This is a genomic window from Methylobacterium sp. 77 (assembly GCF_000372825.1).
In the GTDB taxonomy this organism is placed as follows: domain Bacteria; phylum Pseudomonadota; class Alphaproteobacteria; order Rhizobiales; family Beijerinckiaceae; genus Methylobacterium.
In genome coordinates, this window is sequence record NZ_KB910516.1 from 129,944 (window position 1) to 153,472 (window position 23,529).

The following is a 23,529-nucleotide window of genomic DNA, read 5'->3' on the forward strand; positions in this document are numbered from 1 at the left end:
GGGCGTCGGTTCATCGAAACCGGCGCCCTTTCTACGTTTGTTTTGAGCGGCCGATCAGGCTGATCGGGTCCGAAGACCTCCGCCATTGCCCAAGGCGCGGGCATACAGAGCCGAGTAATCCATCGCTGCGCCGTCCCAGGTGAAGGAACGGGACATGGCCCGGCGGCGCATGGCGTTGAGGCGCTTCTTCTGACCGAACGTATCGAGGGCGCGGCGGACCGCGCCGAGGAAGCCCTTCTGAGAGGCTTCGCCGAAGGTGAAGCCGGTGACGCCATCCTCCACCGTATCGGCGAGGCCGCCGGTTCGACGAACGATCGGCAGCGAGCCGAAGCGCTGGGCATACATCTGCGCGAGTCCGCAGGGTTCGAATCGCGACGGCATCAGCAGGAAGTCGCTCCCGGCGAACATCCGCCGGGCCTCCTTCTCGTCGAAGCCGACATGGACGCCGACGGAATCCGGGTGGCGACGGGCGAGATCGCGCAACGCCCCCTCGAATCGGCTCTCTCCCTGACCGATCGCGACGATCTGGCCACCCTCGGCGACGATGGACTCGGCCGCGCTGAGGCTGAGGTCGATGCCCTTCTGGTGGACGAGGCGAGAGACGATGGCGAAGAGCGGTCCACGCGAAACGGCGAGACCGAACTGGCGGCGGACGGTTTCGGCATTGGCGCGCTTGCCCTTCCAGTCGTCAGCCTCGAACCGTGCGGCGAGGTGAGGATCGGTCCGGGGGTCCCAGCTCTCGTCGATCCCGTTGAGGATGCCGGCGAGGCGCCCCTGGGAGGCGCGGGTGCGCAGCAGGCCGTCGAGACCGCAGCCGGATTCCGGCGTCATGATCTCGCGGGCATAGGTCTCGCTCACCGTCGTCACGTGCGAGGCGTAGTAGATGCCCGCCTTGAGAAAGGAGAGATGGCCATAGAATTCGCAGCCATCCATCTGGAAAGCATCGTCCGGGACGCCGAGGCGGCCGAGGGAATCGCTCTGGAACAGGCCCTGATAGGCGAGATTGTGGATCGTCAGGACGCTGGGGACCCGTTTTCCGGTCCAGGCGAGGTAGGCGGGGGCGAGCGCCGTCTGCCAGTCGTTGAGATGGAGAAGATCGGCAGCCCAGGATGGATCCGCGCCGCCGGTAAGTTCGGCCGCAGCGAGGCTCAGGCGAGCGAAGCGCAGGTCGTTGTCGCGGAAATCCCCCTGCGCGTCGCCGTAGGGTGTGCCGTCGCGCTGGTACAGGTCAGGGCTGAGGAGAATATAGACCTTGAGGCCGTCCCCCGTCTCGATGAGGCCGAGATCGCAGGGCGGGATGCCGGCATGCCCTCTCAGGTGGGCGACGACGGGGATGTGGTCGAACCGGCCCACGACTTGACGATAGCCGGGAATGAGGACGCGGACGTCGTAGTGGCGCCGGAGTGAGCGGGGCAGGGCACCCGCGACCTCTCCGAGACCGCCGGTCTTGACGAAATCCGACATTTCCGGGGTCGCGTAGAGGATGCGCGGCTGAAGCGAGAGGCGCCGGGTGACGTCCGCACCGGTCTCGCTATAGGCGCCGATCGACGAAGCTTGGGCGGCATGAGAAGTGGTCGTCGCCGACATTGTGGAGGACCCCGAGGGCAGATCGTGCTCATTGCGATGCACAACTCAAGCCACTGGGCTGGTTAATACAACGTTCAGGTTGCTGCGGCGCGGTAAAAATTCGGCGCCGCGAAAGATTTTTTATCCGGATCGGAGACGAGCGTTTCAAGCCGGGTGTCTGACGAGCACGACACCCTCGTCGCCAGCGATGTCCAGCGTCTCGGAGACCGCGATATCGCTGCGTCCTGAATGGGTCGAGAGCAGGATGATCCAGCCCGATTCGCGGCCCAGGGGGAACACGATGGGGGAGGGCGAGAAGTTCAGCACGACCCTCAGCGTCTCGCCGGCCTCGGCCCGGTCATAGGCCAGGACGTGTTCGAGCCCCTGTACATCCAACCTGCTGTAGCTCCCAACAGCCAGGGCCGGGTGCGCGCGCCGCAGATGCAGGAGACGTCGGTAGAGGGTCAGGATCGAGGTCGATTCGTCCCGAAGTGCCTCCACATGGCGTGTGTTCTTGTCGGCACTGAGCGGCAGCCAGGGCTCGGCATCGGTGAAGCCGGCATGATCCGTGTCGTCCCATTGCATCGGCGTGCGTTCGGGGTCCCGGCCATGGCCGGGTTCGTTGAACCCCCAGGGATCGCGCATCCGCTCGATGGGAATGTCGACATGGGCGAGGCCGATCTCGTCACCGTAATAAACGGTCGGCGTGCCGCGCAGGGTGAGGAGAAGGATCGCGGCGATCCGCGCCTGTGCTTCGCCGACCCGCGCCGCGATGCGCGGCTGGTCGTGATTGCCCAGCACCCAGTTCGGCCAGCCTCCGGGCGGTAGCGCGTCCTCGTACTCGTCCACCAAGGCGCCGACCGCATCGGCTTGCCAGGGGGTCTGGATGAGCTGGAAATTGAAGGGCAGGTCGACGCCCGAGAGGTCGGAGCCGTAATAGGCCACCAGTCGTTCGATCGGCAGGTAGATCTCGCCGATCAGCACACGATCGTCGTAGCCATCAAGCACGCGGCGCATGCCCGCGATGATATCGAACACCTCTGGCCGGTCCGCGGAGAAGACCTGCTCGAACCGGTTGATCTCCGGCTGTTCGGGGTGGAAGTCGGGATTCGTCGGATTGTCTCGAAAACCTTCGTCCTTCATCAGGTGCCAGATCACGTCGACGCGAAACCCGTCGATGCCGCGATCGAGCCAGAAGCGGAGCACCTCGTGCATCGCCTCGCGCAAGGCCGGGTTGCGCCAGTTCAGGTCGGGCTGTTCGGCGAGAAAGGCGTGGTAGTAATATTGGCCGCTGGTTTCGTCGAAGGTCCAGGCGGGACCTCCGAAATTGCTCAGCCAGTTGTTGGGTGGCCCACCGCCCGGGGCAGGGTCGCGCCAGATGTACCAGTCCCGCCGCTGATTTTCCCGCGATGCGCGGCTCTCGCCGAACCACGGGTGGTCGATCGACGAGTGGTTCGGGACGAAGTCGAGGATGACCTTGAGCCGACGGGCATGGGCCTGCTCGATCAGCTCGTCGAGATCGGACAAGTTGCCGAAGAGCGGATCGACGCCGCAGTAATCGGCGACGTCGTAGCCGAAATCCGCCATCGGCGAGGGATAGATCGGTGAGATCCAGACCGCGTCGACGCCGAGCCACGCGAGATAGTCGAGCCGGCGCGTGATCCCCGGCAGGTCACCGACGCCGTCGCCGTTCGAATCCTGAAACGAGCGCGGATAGACTTGGTAGACGGTTCCGCGCTTCCACCAGACGGCTCCCGCCTGGTTGGTAAAGGTCGTCTCGTCCCCCGTCATCCATCCCCCGGGTTCTGTGGCTTCGCGCCCTGGTGTCGCTCGCAGCTTAGCCTTTGCCGACGTGCTAGGCGACCCTGTGCTGCATCGGGTTGTCCGCTGCATCGCAAGCGCGGATTTGCCGCATTCATGAAAACTTCAGCGCGAAATGGTCTCATTCCCGAACGGTTTCAATGCGAAGTTGGCGAATCGAAAGGGCTGAGAGCGACCGGCATTCAGTTCCGTCCCTAGGACGCCGGGCTTTCGGTAACGACGTGGCCGCACGGTCTCCGCCACAAGAAGCGGATAGCGAAAAACGCTCTGCGGCAGCGACCAAGAGGGGGAATGACACCATGCTGAACGAAATCCTGGCCGCACCCGCTCGGAGCGAAGAGATGGGAACTCGGATGGGTGGTGCCGTGGAAGCGTCGGCCGTCCCGGGCTGGGCCGCTCCCGCGAAGGCGGCCTCCGGCGATCCCGTCGCCGATCTGCGCGAAGCGATCCGTGCCAAGCTCGCCTATGCCATCGGCAAGACGCCCAAGACGGCCCGCGAGCGGGATTGGTTCGCTGCGACCGCCCTGGCCCTGCGAGACCGGATCGTCGACGCCTGTATGGACGGCAAGTCCACGAGCATTCCCAACAAGCGCGTCTACTACCTCTCCCTCGAATTCCTCATCGGACGGCTCCTCTCGGATGCCATGAACAATCTCGGCCTCGTCGAGACGACCCGCCGGGCATTGCATGACCTCGGCATCGACCTCGGCGATGTCGAAGCGGCCGAACCCGATGCCGCGCTCGGTAATGGCGGTCTCGGACGTCTGGCCGCCTGTTTCATGGAAAGCATGGCGAGCCTGTCGATCCCGGCCATCGGCTACGGCATCCGCTACGATCACGGCCTGTTCAAGCAATCCCTGGAGGATGGCTGGCAGAAGGAGGCGCCGGAGACTTGGCTTTCCGAGGGTAATCCGTGGGAGTTCGTCCGGCCCGAGGCGACTTACGCGATCGGTTTCGGCGGTCACGTCACCATGTCCGCGATCTCGGACGGGGTGATCCGCCGGCACTGGCACCCGGCCGAGACCGTTCTGGCCGTGGCGCATGACGTGCCGGTGGTCGGCTGGCGCGGCAAGCACGTCAACACCCTGCGCCTCTGGAAGGCGGAGGCGCAATCGCCGATCGAACTGGCGAGTTTCAACGGCGGTGACCATGTCGGCGCGGTAGCCGCCCGCTCCAAGGTCGAGGCGATCTCGCGGGTGCTGTATCCCAGCGACTCGTCCCAGTCGGGCCAGGAACTGCGCCTGCGTCAGGAATACTTCTTCACCTCCGCCTCGCTGCAGGATCTCGTGAGCCGGCACGTCGCCGAGCGCGGCGACCTGCGCTCATTGCCGGATCATGCCGCGATCCAGCTCAACGACACCCACCCGGCGATCGCCGTTCCCGAGTTGATGCGCATCCTCCTCGAGGATCACGGCTTCGCCTGGGAGGATGCCTGGCACATCACCACCAACACGCTGAGCTACACCAACCATACCCTCCTGCCCGAAGCGCTGGAGACCTGGCCGGTGGAACTGATGGAGCGGCTGCTGCCGCGCCACATGCAGATCATCTACCTCATCAACTGGATGCATCTCGAGGAACAGGGGCGCCACGGCAGGGCCGATGCCGCGCAACTCGCCTCGGTCTCGCTGATCGACGAAACCCACGGCAAGCGCGTGCGGATGGGCCATCTCGCCTTCCTCGGTGCGCGCCGGGTGAACGGCGTCTCTGCGCTCCATACCGACCTGATGCGCTCCACGGTGTTCCAAGACCTCCACGCCCTGGACACCGACAAGATCGTCAACAAGACCAACGGCATCACCTTCCGGCGCTGGCTCCATAATTGTAACCCGGAGCTCACCAAGCTCGCGGTGGAGGTGGTCGGCGCGCGCGTGCTCGACGATCCCGAGGCACTGCTTGGCCTCGCCGACTATTCCGAGGATCCGGCCTTCCAGGCGCGGTACGCCGCCATGCGCAAATTACGCAAGGAGGCTTTGGCCAAGGTGGTGGCCGAGAATACCGGAATCATCATCGATCCTTCCGCCCTGTTCGACACGCAGATCAAGCGCATCCACGAGTATAAGCGCCAGCTCCTCAACGTCATCGAGACCGTGGCGCTCTATCAGGCGATCAAGGCCGAGCCCCACAAGGACTGGACGCCGCGCGTCAAGATCTTCGGCGGAAAGGCGGCACCGAGCTACGTGCAGGCCAAGCTCATCATCAAGCTCGCCTGCGATGTCGCCAAGCTCGTCAACAACGACCCCGATGTGGCCGGCCGCCTCAAGGTGGTGTTCCTGCCGAACTACCGTGTCAGCCTCGCCGAAGTGATCATCCCGGGCTCCGACCTGTCGGAGCAGATCTCGACGGCCGGCATGGAAGCATCCGGCACCGGCAACATGAAGCTGGCATTGAACGGCGCCCTGACCATCGGCACGCTCGACGGCGCCAATATCGAGATCCGCGACCATGTCGGGCCGGACAATATCTTCATCTTCGGGCTCGACGCGGCTGGGATCCAGGCGCGCGCGGCCGAGCCGGATTATCAGGCAAAAGCCATCGCCGCCTCGCCGCGTCTCTCGGCGGCGCTGGATTTCATCGCCCAGGGTGGGTTCTCGCCGAACGATCGCAGCCGCTTCCAGCCGATCGTGGACGATCTGCGCCACAACGACCGTTACCTGCTGACCGTCGATTTCGATGATTACTGGCGCGCCCAGCGCGAGATCGATGCCGCCTGGGTCGACAAATCGAGCTGGTGGAAGAAGGCTATCCTCAATACCGCTCGGATGGCGTGGTTCTCGTCGGACCGCTCGATGCGGGAATATGCCGACGACATCTGGCGGGTGAAGGTGGGGTGAGCCGAGAGGCTCGCGTCCCTCCCGTTCGGGACGGAACGGCGCGGTGCCCGGACTAGATCCGGCACGCCCCTTCCAGCGCCGTGTTCTCGGCTTCCGTGAAAATCCGCGAGCGGATGAGGAAACGTTTGTCGCGGCCGTTCTCCAACGAGAACATGCCACCTCGTCCCCGCACCACGTCGAGGATCAAGTGGGTGTGCTTCCAGACCGCGAATTGCGGCCGGCTGATCCAGAAATCGGCGCCGGCGACCTGGCCGAGATGCACGTCACTGTCGCCGGTGAGGAAGTCACCCACCGGGTAGCACATCGGCGATGAGCCGTCGCAACAGCCGCCCGACTGGTGGAACATCACCGGGCCATGCTCGGTGCGCAGTTCCTCGATCAGCTCGATGGCGGACGGAGTCGCCGTGACACGAAGGGGCGTCCCGTCGGCTCCGACCTGATCGGCCGTGGTCACTTCGGTTGCGGTCATTGGACATCCCCTCCGATTTTCGCCTTTGGGCCCGAGCATGACCCGGGCCGAGGCGTGATCAAGCTGCCTTTTTGGCCAAGGCCTCGCCGTAGAAAGTCCCGCCCGCCTCGGCTAAGCGCGACAGGTTGTCGGGCACCGCGAAACGCTCGCCATGCTTGGCTTCCAGGCTTCGCGCCAGGGCAACGAAAGCCTTCGTTCCCATGAAGTCGATGTAGGACAGCGCGCCGCCTGTGAAAGGGGCAAAGCCGAAGCCGAGGATCGAGCCGACATCCGCTTCGCGGGGATCGGTGATCACGCCCTCGCCCACGGTGCGGGCGGCTTCCAGGGCCTGGACCACGAGGAGGCGCTGCTTCAGTTCGTTGAAATCGACCTCGTCGGGATCGATACGGGTCCGCTGAAGCTCCGCCAAGCCCGGCCAGAGGCGCTTTGGTGCACCCTCCGGATAATCGTAGAAGCCCTTCCTGTTCTTGCGGCCGAGCCTGCCTTCGCCCTCGACAAGGGTGGAGAGCAACGCCTTCTGAGCGGGGTCGATCGCTGCAGCGCCGAGCTGCGCTTCGGTGGCCTTGACGATCTTCAAGGCGAGGTCGACGGCGACCTCGTCGGTGAGCGAGAGAGGGCCCACCGGCATGCCGGCCTGCCGACCGGCATTCTCGATCATGGCGGCCGGTATGCCCTCGTTGAGCATCCTGTGACCCTCGTAGAGATAGGCCCCGACGCAGCGGTTGGCGAAGAAGCCGCGGCTGTCGTTGACGACGATCGGCGTCTTCTTGATCGCGCGGACATAGTCGAGGGCCGTGGCGAGCGCCGCGTCCCCGGTCTGCTCGCCCTTGATGATCTCGACGAGCATCATCTTCTCGACCGGCGAGAAGAAGTGGATGCCGACGAAACCACCGGGTCGCTTCGACGCCTTGGCCAGGCCCGAGATCGGCAGGGTGGACGTGTTGGAGGCGAAGACCACGGTCTCGCCGATCACCGCCTCGACCTTAGCGATGACATCGGCCTTCACCTTCGGGTCCTCGAACACCGCCTCGATCACGAGATCGCAGGACGAGAGGTCGGCGTAATCCGCACTGGTGGTGATGCGCGCGAGCAGGGCGTCACGGTCGGCGGTCTTGGCCCGGCCCTTGTTGATCTGGTCGGTGACGAGCTTGTGGGCGTAGGCCTTGCCCTTCTCGGCCGCCTCCGTGGACTGGTCGACGAGGACCACCTCCATGCCGGCATTGGCGGTAACGTAGGCGACGCCAGCGCCCATGAAGCCGGCGCCGACCACGCCGACGCGCTTCACACTGGTCTTGGCGATGTCTTTCGGACGGCGTGCACCCTTGTTCAGCTCGCCCATGGAGATGAACAGCGTGCGGATCATCGCCGCCGCTTCCTTCGAGCGCAGGATCTTGGCGAAGTATCGGCTCTCGACCCTCAAGGCGAGATCCATCGGCAATTGCAGGCCCTCGTAGACCGAGGCGAGAATGGCCTTGGCGGCGGGATAGTTGTCGTGGGTCTCGCGGCGATAGATCGCATTGGCCGGCGGCCAGATCATCATGCCGGCCGGCGAGTAGACCTTCCCCGAAGGAGCTTTGAATTTGGGCTGGTCCCAGGGCGCCACCGGAGAGCCGCCGGCCCTGATCCAGGCCTTGGCCTTCTCGACGATCTCATCCTTGGGCGCGACGTCGTGCACGAGGCCCATGTTCTTGGCCATGAGCGGGCGGATCTGCTCGCCCTTGAACAGCATCTGCAGGGCATCACCGGTCTGCATGAGGCGCGGCACGCGCTGGGTGCCGCCCGCGCCGGGGAAGAGCCCGACCTTGATCTCGGGGAGGCCGACGCGGGTCTTCGGATCGTCAGACAGCACCCGGTGGTGGCACGAAAGCGAGAGCTCGAAGGCGCCGCCGAGGCAGATGCCGTTCACCGCGGCCGCAAAGGGCTTGCCGCAGGTCTCGAGCTTGCGGAACACCAGGGTCAGCTTGCGCGACTCCTCGAAGAAGTGGCGCATCGCCTCCTCTTCGCCTTTCTCAGCCTTCAGCTTTTCGTAAGCTTGGCCCAGGCCCTGGAGCATGGTGAGATCGGCTCCCCCCGAAAAATTGTCCTTGCCCGACGTGATGACGCAGCCCTTTACCTCGGGATTGGCCACGACGGCATCGATGACCTGATGCAGATCGCCCATCACCGCCTCGGTGAAGACGTTCATCGAGCGGCCGGGCATGTCCCAGGTCGCGAGCGCGATGCCGTCGGAATCGATCTCGAAGCGGAAGTTCGTGAGATTCATTGCTGATCCTCGGAGGTTCGGCTGCGGAAGATCATCCATTAAGGCCTTCTCAAACCTTCGAATGGATGGTCGTCCAAGTGGGACTCTGTATTATAACAAAGGATAAGTGGGATGACGGCAAGGAAGGTCTGCCAGGGATGTCGCGATGGCACCGACCTTGATTTCAATTTTACCATGGCGTTTCAGCCGATCGTCGATCTCCACCACCAGCGGATCTGGGGGTACGAGGCGCTCGTACGCGGAACCGAAGGTCAGTCCGCGGCATCGATCCTCGATCGCGTGACCGAGGCGACGGTCTACCGTTTCGATCAGGCTGCCCGTGTGCGCGCCATTGAACTTGCCGGTCGGCTGTTTTCCGCCGACGACGACACAAAGCTCTCGATCAACTTCATGCCCAACGCGGTCTACGAGCCCGCCGCCTGCATTCGCTCGTCGCTGGAGGCGGCCCGGCGCTTCGGTTTCGCGCATCACCGTATCATGTTCGAATTCACCGAGAACGAGAAGTTCCGTGACATCCGGCATTTGCAGCGCATCGTCGACGAGTATCGCAGGCAGGGCTTCCTCACCGCTCTCGACGATTTCGGCGCCGGTTTCGCCGGCCTCAGCCTGCTCGCCAATTTCCAGCCCGATCTCATCAAGATCGACATGGATCTCCTGCGCGGCATCGACGGGGATCGAGCGCGCCAGATCATCACTGCGGGCATCGTCTCGATCGCCCGAAAACTCGGCATCGAAGTCATCGCCGAAGGAATCGAGACGCCAGCCGAGTTCGCGATCCTGCGCGATCTCGGTGTGACGCTGTTCCAAGGCTACTACTTCGCCCGTCCTCAACTCGAAGCCCTTCCCAGCGTTTCCGGCTTCGAGGCGCGGGAGCCGCGCCTCGACCTCGCATGTTAGGCGGGGCTTCTCGAGCCCTGCACCCTCGTTCTTTTTCGCGGCGATCTTACTTGGCGCCGGGCATGGGCGGCATCGGCGCGGCCGGCTTGTCGCCGGCCGAGGCGATCGCCAGCATGTTCAGGATCTTGGTAACGGCGCCCTGCGAGATCACGGTGACCGTCGAGGCCGGGTCGGAATTGATCGCCTGGAACTTCTGGTAGATCTTGTCGTCGTAGATGCCGCTCAGATGCTTGAGCTCGTCGAGGCTGAACTTCTCGGCATAGGCCTTCGACAGACCATCGATCATGACCTCCCGCTGCTTGTCGAACTCGGCGCGGACCTCCTTGCGCACGGCGTCCGCCTTCTCTTCCGGCATTGGCTGCACGGTCTTCTCGAGGGCGCCGGTAAAGCCGGTTTCGAGGTTCTTGATCAGGGTCTTCTGAACCAGATCCTTGGCGATCGTGACACGATCGGACATGTCGTCCGCACGGGCGGAAAGCGGGGCCATCAGGGCCGTGGTGAGCATCAAGCTGGCGAGAATGCGTGTCATCTTGGCGTGTCTCCCGTTGTTGTCATTGCGCCGCCGGATTCGGCGGCGGGAGCGCGCCGTCTAACAGCGTTTTGAAGGGTTTGGGAGGCGGTTCGCGTCCCCAACGCTGGATGAGACCGCTCGTCCGGTGCGGCATTCTCCTCCCTCCGACTGCGGGGGAAAGATAACGCGCCGCATCGGAGCGTGCGCAGGTCAGCGTCCTGCTAAACCCGCTCGATGATCGTGGCGGTGCCCATGCCGGCGCCGATGCAGAGGGTGACGAGGGCGCGCTCCTTGCCGGTCCGCTCCAGTTCGTCGAGCACCGTGCCGAGGATCATCGCGCCCGTGGCTCCGAGCGGATGGCCCATGGCAATGGCGCCGCCATTGACGTTGACCCTGGAGGAATCGAGCCCGAAGGCCTGGCAGAAGCGCAGGACGACGGCCGCGAAGGCCTCGTTGACCTCGAACAGGTCGATATCGGCGATGGTCATGCCGGCGCGGGCCAGCACCTTCTTCGTCACGTCCACCGGGCCGGTGAGCATGAGAGCCGGATCGGAGCCGATATTGGCGAAGGCGCGAATGCGCGCGCGGGCTTTGAGCCCGGCCCGCTCGCCGGCCTCCTTCGAGCCGACGAGCACGGCGGCCGCGCCGTCGACGATGCCCGAGGAATTGCCGGCATGGTGGACGTGGTTGACCGCCTCCACATCGGGATGCGCATCGACCGCCACGGCATCGAAGCCGCCCATCTGGCCCATCTGAACGAAGGACGCCTTCAGTCCGGCCAGCGACTGCATGTCGGTGGAAGGCCGCATGTGCTCGTCGGTATCGAGCAGGGTGATGCCGTTGATGTCACGCACGGGGACCACCGCGTTCCGGAACATCCCATCGGCCCAGGATTTTGCCGAGCGCTTCTGCGACTCGACCGCGTAGGCGTCGCACTCGTCTCGGGAGAAGCCGTATTTCGTGGCGATGAGATCGGCCGAGACGCCCTGCGGCATGAACCAGGACTTGATCGCGATGGCCGGGTCCACCGGCCAGGCGCCACCGGAGGCGCCGAGGCCGACGCGGCTCATGGATTCGACGCCGCCACCCACCGTCATGTCATGCTGGCCGGCCATCACCTGCGCCGCCGCGAAGTTCACCGCGTCGAGGCCCGAGGCGCAGAACCGGTTGATCTGCACGCCCGGTACATGGGTACCGTAATCGGCCACAAGAGCGGCCGCGCGAGCGATGTCGCCACCGGCCTCGCCGACGGGATCGACGCAGCCGAGGATGACGTCGTCCACCTGCCGCGTGTCGAGATCGTTGCGCTCCTTGAGAGCGCGCAAAGCCGTCTCGGCAAGGCGCAGGGCCGTCACCTCGTGCAGTGAGCCGTCCGGCTTGCCCCGGCCGCGCGGCGTGCGGACGTGATCGTAGATGAAGGCCTCGGGCATGTGCGCTTCCCTGTTGTCCGCCCGTTCGGGGCGACGGCTTTCAAAGTCGGTTCCGGTCCAGGCCGGTCATACCGGGCTCGCTCGACGCGCATCCCGGAATGACGTGGCGACGCGGATCGCGTGCGGCCCGGTCTAAAACGCCTCGGCGCTCAACGCCATGGTCGTCTCGGCACCGGCCTTGATCCGCACGAGACGCATCGCGGTCTCGGGGAGGATCCGCTCCATGTAGAAGCGGCCGGTGACGAGCTTGTCGTCCATGTCCTGTGCCGGACCGTCGGCGATCCGTGCCAGCGCCGCCTTGGCGATCCGGCCCCACATGTAGCCCATGGCGACGAGGCCGAGGAGGTGCATGTAATCGGTGGCGCTGGCGCCCGCATTGTCGGGCTTGGCGAAGGCGTTCTGCATGAACCACATGGTGGCGCCCTGGAGATCGTTCAGGCCGGCCTGGAGCGGGCCGGTGAACGGCTTCATCGCGGGCTCCTCGTCATGGTCCTTGATGAAGGTCTGTATTTCGGCGAGGAGGCCCATCATCGCCCGGCCGCCATCCTTCGGCAGCTTTCGGCCGATCAGGTCCATGGCCTGGATGCCGTTGGCGCCCTCGTAGATCATGGCGATGCGGGCATCGCGCACGAATTGCGACATGCCCCATTCCTCGATGTAACCGTGGCCGCCGAAGAGTTGCTGGGCCTCGACCGCGTTGGCGAAGCCTCTGTCGGTGAGCACGCCCTTCACCACCGGGGTCATCAGACCCATGTGGTCGTCGGCCTTCTGCCGCTCGGCCGCATCGTCGGAGCGGTGGCCGATATCCGCCTGCAGGGCAGTCCACAGCACCAGGGCGCGGGCGGCCTCGTTGAAGGCGCGGATGCCCATGAGCGTGCGGCGCACGTCGGGATGGACGATGATCGGGTCGGCGGCCTTGTCCGGCGCTTTGGCGCCGGTGAGGGCGCGGCCCTGGAGCCGGTCCTTCGCGTAGGCCACCGCGTTCTGGTAGGCGACCTCCGATTGGGCGAGCCCCTGGACGCCCACGGCGAGGCGCGCCTCGTTCATCATTACGAACATCGCGGCGAGGCCGCGATTCTCCTGGCCGACGAGCCAGCCCTTCGCGTCGTCGTAGTTCATGACGCAGGTGGAATTGCCGTGGATGCCCATCTTGTGCTCGAGGGAACCGCACGAGACACCGTTCCTGTCGCCCACGGAGCCGTCATCGTTGACGAGAAATTTCGGCACCACGAAAAGGGAGATTCCCTTGGTTCCGGCCGGCGCCCCCTCGATCCGGGCAATCACGAGGTGGATGATGTTCTCCGACAGGTCGTGCTCGCCCGCCGAGATGAAGATCTTGGTGCCGGTGAGGCTGTAGGATCCGTCGCCATTCGGCACGGCCTTCGTCTTGAGAAGCCCGAGATCCGTGCCGCAATGCGGCTCGGTGAGGTTCATGGTGCCGGTCCAGGCGCCTTCCACCATGCGAGGAAGGTACGTCGCCTTCTGGTCCTCCGAGCCGTGGACGAGGAGAGCGGCCATCGCGCCCTGCGTCAGTCCCGGATACATGGCCAGCGCGAGATTGGCCGATGAAGTGAATTCCGAGATCGCGGTATTGATCGTGTGCGGCAGGCCCTGGCCGCCATATTCTTCCGGCACGGAGATGCCCATCCACCCGCCTTCGGCATAGGCGTCGTAGCCGGCCTTGAAGCCCCGCGGCGTGCTGACGCTGCCATCGGCATTGCGGGTACAGCCCTGCTTGTCACCAACGGCGTTCAACGGGGTGAGCACGGCTTCCGCGAGCTTCGCCCCCTCGGCGAGGACGGCCTGGATCAGATCGGGAGAGGCGTCGGAAAACCCGCGCAGGTTGTTGCGGCCATGGAACGCGAAGACGTCGTTGAGGAGGAACTGAACGTTCTCGACCGGTGCCCGATAGCTCGGCATTTCGCCTCTCCTCCGCTTGCTCGGCCGCGTGATCGAACTGGCCTGAAGGCCGGCGCCCGCTTGATGGTTCACATATAAACTATCGCATGGTGGAGGGGAAGGGGCGCTCCCGCCTCGGCGATCGTCGAGGTGATATGCCCAATTTGGGACAGAGCTTAACCCGCTGTTTACCAAGACCGCCAAATGTCGAAGGCAATCGATCCGTTTCGTTGCCGCAGCATCATTTTCACGTTGCACAACGAAAGACCGGATTGGGTCACGGACCTCGCTGCCCCGGGTTTGACGATGAAACGCAACGCCACGCTCAACCTGGAAGGGTTCGACCCGGAGATCCTCGAGGCCGCTCGCGACGTTGCCCGTCGCGCCGGTGTGCCGGTGGAGGCCTGGATCGCGTCCATCGTGTCGCCGGAGCAGAAGCCCAAGGCGCGGCGGCGGCGGCTCTCTTCGTCCATGCAGCATCAGAACCGGCCGATCGAGGACGATGGTGTCGCTGGATCGGCGCCCTCCTCACCAGCCTCGACGAGCGCCGAGCCGGAACGTTCACCACCCGTCAAGGCCGCGGCAGCTGGCGCTCCCGGAGCCGCCACCGTGCCGGATCCGATTGCGCCCTTCACAACCTCGATCGCCGAGATGATGCGCCGGCTCGAGCAGATCGACCACAAGATCGACCAGGATCACCAGATTTCGCAGCAGGCGGCGACCAGGACCATCGAGGGGATCGAGGCCCGGATCAGCACCGTTCTCGATGCCGGCCTGTCTCCGGCCACTCAGATGTCCGAGCGCCTGGTACAGATCGAGCGCCGGATGACGGAGCTCGGCGAACAGCTGGCATCGCCACGGCCGATCGGCCGGCGCGGTCGCGCCGCCGATGCGGAAGTGCGCGATGCCGTGGCCGAGATCCGCCAGCGCCAGCGCGAACTCGACTCCGACGGAACGCCTGGCGATGGCAACGCATCCGGGGGCGCAGTCCAGCGGAGTGCCGGTGCCGGCCTGCGGATGCCCTCTCCCGCGATTTCCGAATTGCAGGCCGAGACCAGTCGCTTGCGCGAATCGATCGGGGGCCTCGCCACCGGTCGCGACGTCAGCGCGCTCGAACAGGCCATGCGCTCCCTCGTCACCGGGGTCCAGCGCGCACAGGAGCCGGCCGATCTCGCCGCCATCGCCGCGCCCATCGAGTTGATCCGGGTGCAGGTGGCGCGTCTCGCCGACGACGTGGCCGAGAACGTCCATGCCCGCGTCGCCACCGATGTCGAGCGCCTCGCCGCCAAGGTCGACGGTGCGCTCAGCAACACGGCGCCGGGTTTCGCCGACCGCGACGAGCTCGGTAACCTGTTCCGCGAACTCGATGAAATCCGCCGCCTGATCGCCTCCCTGGCCGGGCCGGAGCGGATCCAGAGTCTCGCGCAGGGCCTCCAGGCGATCAGCGTCCAGATCACCGAATTACAGGGCGGTGTCGGCGGCGACGGGACCAACATGGCCGAGTTGCGGCCTCTGCTCGAGGAGATCCGCACGGGATTGCGGACCCCGGCTTCGGGGGGGATCGAGGAGCAGATCCAGGCGATGGGCGCCAAGCTCGACGCCCTTCGCGAAGGCACGTCCGCAGGCGCCGGCAACCAGTCGGACGTGATCATCGGACGCATCGACGCTCTGGCCGACAAGGTCGAGCGGGCCAGCGTCAATCCGGTCGGCGATCTGATCGGTCGGCTCGAGGATCTCGGCGAGACCCTGCGTCGGCCCGTCATTCCCGGCGGCGACCTCGCGTCGATCCACGGCATGCTCCATGACCTCGCCGAGAAGCTTGATCGCGTCGGCGGCTCCGCCGGACCGCGCGCCGAAGGCTTGGACGTGCTGGAGAAGCAGGTCCTGGCGCTCGCCAGCCGCCTCGACACGCGCGATGCGGACCCCGCGCTGGCGGCCCTGGAGCGGACGATGTCCGATCTTCTGACTCAGGTCTCGGCCCTTCGCGACGAGGCCCCAATCGAGGCCGCCGTCGAACGCGCGACGCGCAATGCCGTCGCCGAAAGCATCCAGACCACCGGCGATACCGGTGAACTCGGCCTGCTCCGGGCCAGCCTCGCCGATCTTCGCGCGCAGCAGGCCGCCTCCGAGCATCGCATGCAGGCGACCCTCGACGGCGTTCACTCGGCCCTCGACAAGCTCGTCGGACGGTTGGGCTCGCTGGAGGGTGACGCTCCGCTTCCGATCGGTCGTCCCGTCTCGCCGTCGGATCTCGTCGAACGCCTGTCGGCTGCAACCGCCCGCGTGGACGAGCGTGCACCGATGCAGGTCGGTGCCGTCGTTCGGCGCCCGGAGGCCCTGCGGGTCAGCCCGCCGGCTCAGGCTTTCGAGCTCGGGCGCGTCAGCGATGAACCGCTCGAACCCGGCGCACGGCGTCCGGGCCCGGAGCGTTCCGCCGACACGACGAGCGAAGCGGCGGTACCGACCGATAGCGACATCAAGACGAGCTTCATCGCTGCCGCCCGTCGTGCGGCGCAGGCCGCCCAGAACGAGGCGGCTACCGCCGCCCGCTCACCCGATCTCCGCAGCCGGGCCTCGGCCGACATCGCTCCGGGATCGGCTCCCGCCGGGCGTGCCGCTCGTCTGCGCGCCGAGCTCGACAAGCGCCGGAAGCCCTTGCTGCTCGGCCTCGCCGCCATCGTCCTTGCCCTCGGTGCGCTGCAGGCCATCAATACCCGCCGCACCGAGCCGGACACATCCACTGCCCAGGTCGCCCAGTCGAAGGCGGTTCCCGTCGAGCCCTCCGAGAGCGCGCCGAACGCCCCTGCGGCATCCGCCGCCCGGCTGGACCCGGAGACCACTCAGTCGATCGGCGAAGCTTCACCTCCCCCGGCTCCGATCGCGGTGGCACCCCCGGAGAAGGTGGCTCAACCGGTCCGGCGGTCCGTGCCGAGGGTCGCGACGCTGAACAATCTGGCTGGCGATCTCGGCGCCGTGCCCACCGGTCTGGCGCAATTGCGCAAGACGGCGCTCGAGGGCGACGGCGCGTCCGTCTACGATCTCGCCTCTCGCGCCGCCGAGGGCCGCGGCATGCCGCGCGACTTCGCGGTGGCCGCGAAGCTGTTCGAGGCGCTTGCCGATGCCGGCTATGCTCCCGCCCAATACAAGCTCGGTGGGCTCTACGAGAAGGGCTCGGGGGTCGTGCGCGACCTCGCTCAAGCCAAGCTCTGGTATGGACGCGCCGCCGAGCAGGGCCATGCTCGCTCGATGCACAACATCGCGGTGATCTACGCCGAGAATCCTTCGGCGAACGGCAAGCCGGACTACACCACGGCCTCACAATGGTTCCGGCGCGGTGCCGAGTACGGCATGCGCGACAGCCAGTATAATCTCGCTGTGCTCTACGCTCGCGGGCTCGGCGTGCAGCAGGACCTCGTCCAATCCTACCTCTGGTTCTCCGCCGCCGCCGCCCAGGGCGACGACGATGCCGGCAAGAAGCGCGATGACGTCGCCGCGAAGCTGTCGCCAAAGGATCTCGCGTCGGCACAGGCCCTGAGCGCTTCGTTTCGATCGAAGTCACCGGTTCCCGCCGTGAACGAGCCGCCCGCACCGACAAGCGCCGGAGCGGACGGTTCGATGAGCCTGATCGGGGCACCGCCCCCCGCCTCGCCGGCGGTCGCTTCGCGGCGCAGCACGGGGGCATGACAAGGGACGCGCGTGATAGCGACGCGCATCGTTTCACAGGAGAAGGCGGCGAGGCGATTCATGCTTCGGCGCCAACACTTTGTCCCAATTTCCGGGAGGCGGCAGCTGGCGGCGGCGCACCACTCGTGTAGCGGTTCCGAGCTGCGAGAACCGTGTATAATCGCGCTGGATACAATCTTGGCGGCGCATGGCCGACGATAGACCGGAGATTCTATGGCGCGTGTGACGCCCATACCGACGTCGGCCCTCGTTCTCGGCGTCGCCGGCCTCATTCCCTTTCTGGGGTTTGCGGTTCTCTCTCTCAGCGGCAGCGACGGTGGTCTCGGCAATGTCGGTTTGTCGCCGCGCACGATCCTTTCGACTTACGGAGCGGTCATCGCCTCCTTCCTCGGTGGCATCCGCTGGGGAGCGGCCGCATCCCGCGATGCCGGAGGACGCGATTACGTCATCGCCATCCTGCCGTCCCTGATCGCCTGGGCGGCGCTCGCCTTTCCGGCTCCGTGGGATCTGCGGGTGCTCGGCCTGCTCGTCCTGGCCTGGGGCTTCGTCGATCTCGATCTGGTTCGGCGGTGCCTCGTTCCGACCTGGCTCGGTCGCCTCCGGCTCGTCTTGTCGATCGTTGCCGGCTGCGCCCTGCTGATCGCGGCGTGAACTTTCAGGACTGGTCTGCGCTCAACTTCGACAGATAGCCTTCCGCCTCGTGCCACGCCTCGCTCGTGCCGGAGAAACCGACATAGCCGTCGGGCCGGACGAGGATCAGCCGGTCGCGGTCGAACGGGCGTCGCGGTGCCGGTTCCAGCAAGGTGGGAAACCGTGCCGCGAGGGCGGCGCCCTGATCCGCATCGTCGGTGTAGACGACGAAGAGCGGCACCGATCCCGAGCCGGGCGGTCGCCCGTCATCATGCTCCGGCGCCCAGCGCATCCCGGCATCCTGGCCGTGCGAGAGCGGACTGTCGGCATAGGCGATCTCCACCTCGCTCATCGTGGCAGCCAACTTGTCCTGCACCGCATGGAAGCCGAGCATGAAGCGGATGGCGAGGTTGCGAACTCCCTGTGCCAGGGGATTCGACAGGGTCGCCATGTCGGTCAGGCGGGCGGCGTTGCGAAGGACCATGTCGCCGACGGCACTGCGCTCGGGGCTGTAGCTGTCGATGAGCGACGGAGCGGCCTGCCCCCGCTCCACCATCGCCAGTTTCCAGGCAAGGTTGATGGCGTCCTGCATGCCGGTATTCATGCCCTGTCCGCCGGCCGGGCTATGGATATGCGCGGCGTCGCCGGCGAGCACGACGCGTCCCCGCGAATATTCGGCGACCTTTCGCTCGTTGATGCGAAAATACGTGAGCCAGACCGGGTCGAGGACGCGGAAGCCACCGCCCGCGCGCTGGTCCGCCAGGGCCTGGACTTCGGCGAGGGTCGGGTCGGGTCGCGGACGCGCCGAATCGGTCTTGCCGATATCGGCGATCAGTCGCGCGCGGCCACCAGGGATGGGAAAGATCACCAGCGGGCCGTCACGATGGAGATAGGTGGCGATCTCGTCGCTCGTCGGAGCGCCGTCGCCCTCCACGCGGATATCGGCGAGCAACCAATCGTCGCCTTGCGCCTCGCCCTCGAAGGCAAGGTCGAGCCCGTGCCGCACGATGCTGTGAGCGCCGTCACAGCCGAGCAGCCAGGACGGGGTCACCGTCTCCTCGCGGCCATCCGCATGGCGAAGCGTCGCCGCCACGTCATCGCCGGATGTCGTGAAGCTCACAAGCTCCACCTGCCGCTCCACCACGACACCGAAGGTGCTGAGGTGCTCGATCAGGAGGCGCTCGGTATCCCGCTGCGGGATCATCAGCGCGAAGTTGTAAGTGCTGACGATGCCGTCGAAACGCGCATGCCCGAGGACATTGCCGCCGCTGCGAATGGTTGCCCCATGGGCTCGCAGGCCGGCATCGAGGAAGGCCTGCTTGCAGCCCATCCGATCCATGAGTTCGAGGGTGCGCGCCCAGACGACGAGCGCCTTCGACGTCTGTGTCGGCTGCGGACTCTTGTCGATCAGGCGAACGTCGATCCCGTATCGGACGAGTTCGGCGGCGAGGGTAAGGCCGACGGGGCCGGCTCCGACGATGAGCACCTTGGGCATGATCGTTTCCTCACGTCTGGCGGCTCGGCTCTGCCTCACTTGTATAGGAAAGTTCGATCGCCATCGGGAGAGCGCTATCGGGCTGGATGGAAGCGGAGCCGCTGCCGCCTGTTCTCCCGACACATCGCGACCTGCAGCAAGGTGGATGGAACGGACTTGGCTTCCATCTCGGAGGCCTCTCGTCCACAACCATTGCGGGCGTTTTGATGCGGGAACTACGTATTTCAGGGCCATTACGTTGGAGTCATTCGAGGTTTGGTCATATCTGGTCCGCTAGAAGGACCGGAATTCAACCATCCCGTCCGGGAGGCAGCCATGGATACCAAGACGACCGAGTTGTGGCTTCCCATCGGTTGTGGACTGGCCTCATTGAGCGTGGCCCTGCTCTTTGCAGTCGCGCTGGGACGCTCGCTCGCCTGACGTTCGTCGGCCTTTTTCGCTTGGACGAGAGCCGGATCGCGACACTTTGCTCGGCTCTGACAGGGTAGGTCCGAGCCTCTCAGAAATTTCGCGGCAACCGTTTCGAGCGGGAGCAAGTGGACGGCAATCCGGCCAACGGTCTGAGGATCAATCCCGCGTCAGCATGGACTTGCCGATGGCGAAGACGCGACCGTCTCCAAGCAGATGCGCCGTGAAGCCGCCCGGGAACAGCGGATCGAAGACCGGATCACGCACATTGAGACCGCCGGCATAGGCGCCGAAGGCCGGCATCACCAATCGCTTGCCGTCGGTGACGAAGCAGCGCCGCCGCACCGCGCGACCGCGCATGGCGACCTTGCCGCAAGGATGGAGATGACCGGCGATCTCGCCCTCGCGGGCATCCGGCGAAGGCTCGTGCCGCAGGGTGAGGCCGCCCAGGACCAGGGTCTCCGCATAGCGCCCACCGACTCCCTCCGTCACGGCATGGTCGTGGTTGCCGGCGATCCAGACCCAGTCCCGCCCCTCCTGAAGCGCCGCGACCATGGCGCGATCGCCCGGCTCCATCCGCTCGGGTCCTCGTGAATCGTGGAAGGAATCGCCGAGCGCGACGACGCGAGCGGGGTCGAGCCGGGCCACGGCCTCGTGCAGGCAGGAAAGGGTCTCGCGGGTATCGTAGGGCGGCAGGAACTGGCCCGAGCGCGCGGCATAAGCCGAGCCCTTCTCCAGATGCAGGTCGGAAACGATCAGCGTCCGGTGCGCGGCGAGCCACAAACCGCCGCAGAGGTCGAGTGTGAGGGCTTCCCCCGCCAGGATCAGGCCGGGGGTCTTGATCGTCCGTTCGAGTCTCTGGCCGAGCGCCACGATCACGTCCTTTGCGGAATCGGCCTGAAACGCGGACGACGCGCTTCAGAAAAGCCGATGTTGAAACAAAGACTTGTCGCGATGATCGGATCGGAAGTCCGGTCAGGGCGGCAGTCCGGGATAGGCGCGCCTCACCACGTCGTCACCCGAGCGCTTCCTCGAGAAGCTGCGCCTCGGCCTCGGCCAGGATCTCGTCCGCGCCTTCGCCGTAGACCTTCTCACGTCCGATTTCGAGCATGACGGACACGGAAAGCGGCGACACGCGGTCGAGGGCCTTGTGAGTGATTCGCCCTTGGATACGCCTCAACATCATGCCGAGGCGGGCCACGTCGAGGAGTCCGGTTGCCGCATCCTGCCGCGCGGCGCGCAAGAGCATGTGGTCGGGCTGGTGTTTGCGCAGCACATCGTAGACGAGATCGGTGGAGATCGTGACCTGACGCCCGGTCTTCTTCTGGCCCGGATAGCGCCGTTCGATCAGCCCGGCGATGACGGCGCATTGGCGGAAGGTGCGCTTCATCAACGAGGATTCGTCGAGCCAGGCCTCGAGATCGTCGCCGAGCATGTCCTCGGCGAACAGTTCCCCGAGGAAGCCGGGCTCGCGGGCGATGGCCTCGCTGACGTCCCGCGTCATCCAGATGGCGATGCCGTAATCATTGGCGGCAAAACCAAGGGGGCGCAGCCTCGCTCGCTCCATGCGCCGGGTGAGGAGCATGCCGAGGGTCTGGTGGGCGAGGCGTCCCTCGAAGGGAAAGGCGGTGAGGTAATAGCGCTTGGCTCGCGGGAACGTCTCCACGAGAAGGCTGTCCGGACCGGGCAGGATCGAGCGCTTGCGCTGCTGGACGAGATAATCCGCAACCTGTTTCGGCAGCCGGTCCCACTCGAAGGGATCGGCGATGATGGCGCGGACGCGGGCGGCGAGGAAAGTCGAGAGCGGAAACTTCGCCCCAGCATAGGACGGGATTGCCGGGTCGGTGCCGGGGCCCGCCCGAGTCGCCAGTGCCTCATCCTCGGACAGCCCTTCGAACCGAAGCACCTCGCCGGCGAAGAGGAAGGTGTCGCCCGGCGTCAGAGTGTCGGCGAAATCCTCCTCGATTTCGCCGAGGACGCGACCGCCCTTGGGCAGGATGGCGCCAGGCTTGCCGCGCACACCGCGCGCGAGGCGAACCTTCACCTTGGCGGATTCGACGATGGTCCCGACATTCATCCGGTATTGCTGCGCCGTCCTGGCATCGCGCACGCGCCACAGCCCGTCAGGCCCGCGCAGGATCTTGGCGAAGCGCTCATAGGCACGGAGAGCGTAGCCGCCGGTCGCCACGTAATCGACCACCGCCTCGAAATCCTCCCACGACAAGGTCGTGTAAGGAGCCGCCGAGACGATTTCCTCGTAGAGTCGGACCGGATCGAACGCGTCGGCGCAGGCCATGCCGAGGATGTGCTGGGCCAGCACGTCCGGCGCGCCCAGGCGGGCATCCGGTGTGTCCTGAGCCGCCGCCTCCACCGCATCGAGGGCGGCTTGGCATTCGAGAATCTCGAACCGGTTGCCGGGGACGAGATAGGCTTTCGACGGCTCGTCCATGCGGTGGTTGGCGCGCCCGATCCGCTGCATGATCCGGCTCGCGCCTTTCGGCGCGCCGATATTGATGACGAGGTCGACGTCACCCCAGTCGATTCCGAGATCGAGAGTCGCGGTGCAGACGATGGCCCGCAACTGCCCCGCCGCCATCGCCGCTTCGACCCGCCGTCTCTGGCTCGCGTCGAGGGACCCGTGGTGGAGCGCGATCGGCAGCGACGATTCGTTGATCCGCCAGAGTTCCTGAAAGGTGTACTCGGCCTGGAGCCGCGTATTGACGAAGACCAGCACCGTGCGGTGAGCCTCGATCAACGCGTAGATCGCCGGCATCGCCTGCGTCGCGGTATGGCCGGCGAGCGGCAGTGTCAGGCCGGTATCGAGCATGTGCAGGTCCGGCGCTGCGCCGCCCTTGACCACCACGAGGTCGGCGAGATCCTTCGCTCTTCCATCATCCACCTTCGGCTTGAGGCGTTGGGGAGCGGCGGGGGGCTCCAAGTCGCGTAATGGGCTTGGGATGCAGCCTCCCAGGCTGCTCTGAGACATCTCAGGATGGGGCTGCGGCACCAGATATCGCCGCAGATCGTCGGGCTCGCGTACCGTCGCCGAAAGACCGATGGCGGTAAGGCGGGGGCTCAGGCGATGCAGTCGCGCCAGCCCGAGCGACAGCAGGTCACCCCGTTTCGAGGTGACCAGTGCGTGCAACTCGTCGAGGACGACGCAGGACAAATTCGAGAAGAGCTCCGTCGCCTCGCGATGCGCGATGAGAAGCGCAAGCTGCTCCGGTGTCGTCAGAAGGATGTCGGGCGGACGTTCGACCTGCCGCGTGCGCTTGTGCGAGGGCGTGTCGCCGGTGCGGGTTTCGACCCGGATCGGCAATCCCATCTCGGCAATGGGTGCCTCGAGGTTGCGGGCGATGTCGACCGCGAGCGCCTTCAGGGGCGAGATGTAGAGCGTATGGAGCCCGCGCGCCTTTCGCGATGGTTCGCGTTCGGACAGGGCAACGAGGCTCGGAAGGAAACCGGCAAGTGTCTTGCCGGCTCCCGTCGGCGCCACGAGCAGGGATGAGCGACCGGCCTGGACGATTCCGAGAAGTTCGATCTGATGCGGGCGGGGAGCCCAGCCGCGCGACGCGAACCAGTCCTCGAACCGCTCGGGAAGCCGGCCCTCAGGCAAGGGTCA

14 protein-coding genes are annotated in these 23,529 nt (G+C 65.9%); 4 read left to right on the forward strand and 10 right to left on the reverse strand.

Annotation, left to right across the window (positions count from 1 at the left end):
* Positions 1–54 precede the first annotated feature (54 nt).
* Both glgA and A3OK_RS0100560 read right to left on the reverse strand, forming a co-directional pair.
* The gene (gene glgA, locus A3OK_RS0100555) at positions 55–1,587 is read right to left on the reverse strand and encodes a glycogen synthase GlgA (RefSeq protein ID WP_019902984.1); all 1,533 of its coding nucleotides are present in this window, start codon (positions 1,585–1,587) and stop codon (positions 55–57) included.
* Between the two features lie 144 nt (positions 1,588–1,731).
* Positions 1,732–3,357, reverse strand: a complete 1,626-nt coding sequence (locus A3OK_RS0100560) for an alpha-amylase family glycosyl hydrolase (protein ID WP_019902985.1) — start codon at positions 3,355–3,357, stop codon at positions 1,732–1,734.
* A gap of 383 nt (positions 3,358–3,740) precedes the next feature.
* Here A3OK_RS0100560 and A3OK_RS0100565 point away from each other — a divergent pair, with 383 nt between their 5' ends.
* Positions 3,741–6,221 carry a glycogen/starch/alpha-glucan phosphorylase gene (locus A3OK_RS0100565; RefSeq protein ID WP_019902986.1) on the forward strand — a complete coding sequence of 827 codons (2,481 nt, stop codon included), beginning with the start codon at positions 3,741–3,743 and terminating at the stop codon, positions 6,219–6,221.
* A 52-nt stretch (positions 6,222–6,273) separates the two neighbouring features.
* On the opposite strand, the gene A3OK_RS0100570 is transcribed toward A3OK_RS0100565, so the two are convergent.
* Positions 6,274–6,690, reverse strand: coding sequence for a DUF779 domain-containing protein (locus tag A3OK_RS0100570; protein ID WP_019902987.1), 417 nt, complete (start codon positions 6,688–6,690; stop codon positions 6,274–6,276).
* Positions 6,691–6,748: 58 nt separating this feature from the next.
* Positions 6,749–8,953 (reverse strand): 3-hydroxyacyl-CoA dehydrogenase NAD-binding domain-containing protein, encoded by a 2,205-nt coding sequence (locus tag A3OK_RS0100575; protein WP_019902988.1) that lies wholly within the window; start codon positions 8,951–8,953, stop codon positions 6,749–6,751.
* A gap of 111 nt (positions 8,954–9,064) precedes the next feature.
* Here A3OK_RS0100575 and A3OK_RS0100580 point away from each other — a divergent pair, with 111 nt between their 5' ends.
* Positions 9,065–9,850 carry an EAL domain-containing protein gene (locus A3OK_RS0100580; RefSeq protein WP_019902989.1) on the forward strand — a complete coding sequence of 262 codons (786 nt, stop codon included), beginning with the start codon at positions 9,065–9,067 and terminating at the stop codon, positions 9,848–9,850.
* 46 nt (positions 9,851–9,896) lie between these two features.
* Here the strand turns inward: A3OK_RS0100580 and A3OK_RS0100585 are convergent, their stop codons facing one another.
* From A3OK_RS0100585 to A3OK_RS0100595, 3 genes are all read right to left on the reverse strand, one after another.
* Entirely contained in the window at positions 9,897–10,379 is a 483-nt protein-coding gene (locus A3OK_RS0100585) for a hypothetical protein (protein ID WP_019902990.1), read from the reverse strand.
* Between the two features lie 203 nt (positions 10,380–10,582).
* The gene (locus A3OK_RS0100590) at positions 10,583–11,791 is read right to left on the reverse strand and encodes an acetyl-CoA C-acetyltransferase (RefSeq protein WP_019902991.1); all 1,209 of its coding nucleotides are present in this window, start codon (positions 11,789–11,791) and stop codon (positions 10,583–10,585) included.
* A gap of 132 nt (positions 11,792–11,923) precedes the next feature.
* On the reverse strand, positions 11,924–13,711 hold the full coding sequence (locus A3OK_RS0100595; RefSeq protein WP_019902992.1) for an acyl-CoA dehydrogenase C-terminal domain-containing protein: 1,788 nt from the start codon (positions 13,709–13,711) through the stop codon (positions 11,924–11,926).
* A gap of 285 nt (positions 13,712–13,996) precedes the next feature.
* On the opposite strand from A3OK_RS0100595, the gene A3OK_RS0100600 reads away from it, so the two are divergent.
* Complete coding sequence (locus A3OK_RS0100600) at positions 13,997–17,374, forward strand: tetratricopeptide repeat protein (protein ID WP_036302450.1); 3,378 nt, start codon at positions 13,997–13,999, stop codon at positions 17,372–17,374.
* Positions 17,375–17,587: 213 nt separating this feature from the next.
* Positions 17,588–18,025: a DUF3429 domain-containing protein gene (locus A3OK_RS0100605; protein ID WP_019902994.1), complete on the forward strand. Its 438-nt coding sequence runs from the start codon at positions 17,588–17,590 to the stop codon at positions 18,023–18,025.
* Positions 18,026–18,029: 4 nt separating this feature from the next.
* Here the strand turns inward: A3OK_RS0100605 and A3OK_RS0100610 are convergent, their stop codons facing one another.
* From A3OK_RS0100610 to A3OK_RS0100620, 3 genes are all read right to left on the reverse strand, one after another.
* A complete protein-coding gene (locus A3OK_RS0100610; RefSeq protein ID WP_019902995.1) occupies positions 18,030–19,499 on the reverse strand; it encodes an FAD-dependent monooxygenase in 1,470 nt (489 codons plus the stop codon).
* Positions 19,500–20,066: 567 nt separating this feature from the next.
* Positions 20,067–20,780, reverse strand: coding sequence for a ligase-associated DNA damage response endonuclease PdeM (gene pdeM, locus A3OK_RS0100615; RefSeq protein ID WP_026596790.1), 714 nt, complete (start codon positions 20,778–20,780; stop codon positions 20,067–20,069).
* A 142-nt stretch (positions 20,781–20,922) separates the two neighbouring features.
* A complete protein-coding gene (locus A3OK_RS0100620) occupies positions 20,923–23,523 on the reverse strand; it encodes a ligase-associated DNA damage response DEXH box helicase (RefSeq protein ID WP_019902997.1) in 2,601 nt (866 codons plus the stop codon).
* Positions 23,524–23,529: the final 6 nt, after the last annotated feature.

What these genes read in the sequence shown, in the direction of transcription:
- A3OK_RS0100585 (WP_019902990.1), bottom strand. Translation starts at nt 10,379, where the DNA reads ATGACACGCATTCTCGCCAGCTTGATGCTCACCACGGCCCTGATGGCC.
- A3OK_RS0100580 (WP_019902989.1), top strand. Translation starts at nt 9,065, where the DNA reads ATGACGGCAAGGAAGGTCTGCCAGGGATGTCGCGATGGCACCGACCTT.
- A3OK_RS0100600 (WP_036302450.1), top strand. Translation starts at nt 13,997, where the DNA reads ATGAAACGCAACGCCACGCTCAACCTGGAAGGGTTCGACCCGGAGATC.
- A3OK_RS0100590 (WP_019902991.1), bottom strand. Translation starts at nt 11,791, where the DNA reads ATGCCCGAGGCCTTCATCTACGATCACGTCCGCACGCCGCGCGGCCGG.
- A3OK_RS0100565 (WP_019902986.1), top strand. Translation starts at nt 3,741, where the DNA reads ATGGGTGGTGCCGTGGAAGCGTCGGCCGTCCCGGGCTGGGCCGCTCCC.
- A3OK_RS0100595 (WP_019902992.1), bottom strand. Translation starts at nt 13,711, where the DNA reads ATGCCGAGCTATCGGGCACCGGTCGAGAACGTTCAGTTCCTCCTCAAC.
- A3OK_RS0100570 (WP_019902987.1), bottom strand. Translation starts at nt 6,690, where the DNA reads ATGACCGCAACCGAAGTGACCACGGCCGATCAGGTCGGAGCCGACGGG.
- A3OK_RS0100575 (WP_019902988.1), bottom strand. Translation starts at nt 8,953, where the DNA reads ATGAATCTCACGAACTTCCGCTTCGAGATCGATTCCGACGGCATCGCG.
- A3OK_RS0100560 (WP_019902985.1), bottom strand. Translation starts at nt 3,357, where the DNA reads ATGACGGGGGACGAGACGACCTTTACCAACCAGGCGGGAGCCGTCTGG.
- glgA (WP_019902984.1), bottom strand. Translation starts at nt 1,587, where the DNA reads ATGTCGGCGACGACCACTTCTCATGCCGCCCAAGCTTCGTCGATCGGC.
- A3OK_RS0100605 (WP_019902994.1), top strand. Translation starts at nt 17,588, where the DNA reads ATGGCGCGTGTGACGCCCATACCGACGTCGGCCCTCGTTCTCGGCGTC.
- A3OK_RS0100610 (WP_019902995.1), bottom strand. Translation starts at nt 19,499, where the DNA reads ATGCCCAAGGTGCTCATCGTCGGAGCCGGCCCCGTCGGCCTTACCCTC.